Below are 2,778 nucleotides of genomic sequence, written 5' to 3' on the forward strand. Positions count from 1 at the left end.
GAGTGGAAGCAACCCGATGGCACAAACCGTGAACATTTCCAATGATGGAGCCGGCATCCTGGAATGGAGCGTGAGCACAACAGCAGCCTGGCTGTCACTCTCACCCGTCTCAGGTACTGCGCCATCTTCGTTCACCGCCACGGTGAACATTACAAGCCTCGCCGCAGGGACTTATTCGGCCACCATCACCGTCACTGGAACCGGCGCGACCAACACACCGCAATCGATTCCAGTCGCCCTCACTGTTTCAGCTCCCACGCTGTCATCATCTACACCGTCAACTTCACCAAGTACTGTCTCATTAACGTGGAATCCAAACACGGACCCAGGCGTAACCGGGTACTTCGTGCATTACGGAACTCAGTCGCCGAATCTGACTGGATCCTGCTCATACGAACAGAGCACGTTTTATCCTGTCACTTCATTGACCAGTCCCTCGTCGCCCAGTGTCACGATAAATAATCTTGTTGAGGGCACGATCTACTATTTTGCCGTCAGTGCGTACAACGGATTTGAAAGCGCCTGCTCAAACGAGGTATCGAAGGCCACTTGAGACCCCGGACGGGGAGTTCAATTTGAGCTCCCTGTCACCGCGCGTCTCTGCTCTCGCTTAGACTATTTTGATTCGACGTGTGATCTGTCCGTTGCTCTCCCAATAGGTACGTTTGCTGGCAAGAAAGGGATCGTCCATGGGAGGCTGGATATTTCCATTCCTATCAATCGCACGAGACGTAATCGTGTGCTCGCCGGGCCTGGCATCGCTCCAGTCCAGCTTCCAGAATTTCCACGCGAACTTTTCATTCTGACCATGTGTGATCGTAGCCGGAACCCATGGTCCATCGTCCATGCGGACTTCAACTCGTTCGATCTGTCCGCCCCAGGCAGCCCCTTCAATCCGGTAACGGCCGTCCTGTGAAACGACCCTTGCTGCAATCGACTTGATTCGTGCCCGTCCTACGACCTTCTGTGTCCAAACCGTTTCACTGCCACCCCGGGACTCTTCACGAATCGTCACATAATCTTTGGCCATGAATCTGCCGGCCCAGCGCGTCTCCATCACTTCGATACGTGACAGCCACTTGACATTGGCTACACCATACCATCCAGGAACGATCAGACGAACGGGGAATCCATGCTCATGCGGGAGAGGTTGGCCGTTCATTTCATAACACACCAGAACTTCAGGGTTCATCGCATCAGGAACTGACAGACTTCGGCTGAACTGCTGGCGCATTTTCACATTCCGAACTTCCTCCTCTCCCGCATCCTTTCCGAAAAAGACGACCTCGATGCCTTCGGGTTTGAGACCGGCTTCCTTCAACAGAGGCGCGAGCGGAGTCCCCACCCACTTTGCCGTTCCGATTCCTCCTGTGAACCAGTCGAATCCGTGATTGCCGGCACACTCGATCGTAAACATCACTTCCTGTCGCGGCCGCTGTTTCAACTCGGCAAGCGCATAGGTCTTCGGATGGCTGACAAGCCCGGTGATTTCAAGTTTGTAGTCTTCCGGCTTGATAACCGGTCGGTTGTAATGACTCACACAGAAGAACTGCTCGTTGGGAGTGATCCAGTCGGTCAACTTCTGCCAATCAAGCCTATTCAACTCTCCAAAAGCCTTGACCGCATCCTCGGGCGCAGCGGGAGCCTTGTCCAAAAATGGGATAACCTGCTCTCCTTGATCTGCACCGGCTAACCGAGAAAAGAGCGACGCATCCATCATGGCAAGAAGGGCCAATGTGGAACCTCCTTTCAGCAAAAAACCACGCCGGGAGAGCCCTTCGGCGCACTGGAATTCCGCTTTTCCCGTGCCATCGTTTTCCGAAAACATGTCCTTCCTCCTTTCTTATTGTTCCGTCCAGAAGCATCGCCTGCATCTATTGGAACTGCGGCCGCTCACTTGATGCCGACGAGATTTCCGCCGCAAGACAATTAACTGTATGAGTTTCATCGAGTGTCGGGCTTGCCAGCCGTAATGACTCAGCAGCGGCGCAGCGGTTCGAGGTGTTTTACTTCGTCACGTACCATGCGAGCGGAAGCAGCAACCAGAATAACCCTTTGAGAAAAAAGAACGCAACCCCGGCCATGCCTGCAGAGCGCCAAAATCTTCCACTACCGACCGCTTCTCTGTGTAATCTGATCGTTGCCAAGCTCATGTTCGTCCTCCTTTCATTTCAATCATCTCCCTGAAGGGAGCGTCGGGCAACGCGGTCTTCCGCGCTGCCCGATCTTTATGGGTCAACTCGCCGTGCGAACCACCTCGCTCAGGTTGTGCTTGCCCGCAGCCGTTCGTCCCACTCTCGGGATCAGCATTGGAACCTGACGTCGGTACTCGGCGTAGGTATTTCCGAGCGCTCGGACCAGATCCCCTTCCTCGAGTTGAATCGCAATCAGGATGTACGCCGTGGTCGTGAGCGCAAAGACAAGATGCGCGACGGTCATAGTCGGCGTCGCCCAGAAGCCAATCAAAAAACCCAGGTACAAGGGATGACGTACGAATCGATAGAAGCCAGGCGTCATGAAGACTAACTTCGAATACGGCCGGCCGATCAGATACAGCCAAACCTGGCGCAGACCGAACAGATCGAAGTGATTGATCAGAAACGTCGCCACGAGCACAATCGACCAACCCAGCCCGAACAATCCATAGAGAGCAATCCGACCTCCTTCGGCTTGTACGTCCCACACGATGCCGCCCATCGGTTGCCAGTTGTGGAACAACACCAAGAGTGCTGCACTGGAAAACAGTACGTAGGTGCTGCGTTCTATCGGCTCGGGCAC

4 protein-coding genes are annotated in these 2,778 nt (G+C 54.4%); 1 reads left to right on the top strand and 3 read right to left on the bottom strand.

Features of this window, described 5'->3' with window-relative positions:
* On the top strand, nt 1-553 hold a 553-nt coding region (locus tag ACWVCN_RS05120), incomplete at its 5' end, for a fibronectin type III domain-containing protein (RefSeq protein ID WP_455244442.1).
* Nucleotides 554-610: 57 nt separating this feature from the next.
* On the opposite strand, the gene ACWVCN_RS05125 is transcribed toward ACWVCN_RS05120, so the two are convergent.
* From ACWVCN_RS05125 to ACWVCN_RS05135, 3 genes are all read right to left on the bottom strand, one after another.
* Nucleotides 611-1,828, bottom strand: a complete 1,218-nt coding sequence (locus ACWVCN_RS05125) for a sulfite oxidase (protein WP_455244443.1) — start codon at nt 1,826-1,828, stop codon at nt 611-613.
* Nucleotides 1,829-2,006: 178 nt separating this feature from the next.
* A complete protein-coding gene (locus ACWVCN_RS05130; RefSeq protein ID WP_455244444.1) occupies nt 2,007-2,153 on the bottom strand; it encodes a hypothetical protein in 147 nt (48 codons plus the stop codon).
* Nucleotides 2,154-2,235: 82 nt separating this feature from the next.
* Nucleotides 2,236-2,778: methyltransferase family protein (locus ACWVCN_RS05135; protein ID WP_455244445.1), on the bottom strand; the 543-nt coding region annotated here is incomplete at its 5' end.

This window comes from Petrachloros mirabilis (assembly GCF_975968855.1).

Excerpts from the sequence above, each read along its gene's own strand:
- ACWVCN_RS05125 (WP_455244443.1), bottom strand. The coding sequence starts at position 1,828 with ATGTTTTCGGAAAACGATGGCACGGGAAAAGCGGAATTCCAGTGCGCC.
- ACWVCN_RS05130 (WP_455244444.1), bottom strand. The coding sequence starts at position 2,153 with ATGAGCTTGGCAACGATCAGATTACACAGAGAAGCGGTCGGTAGTGGA.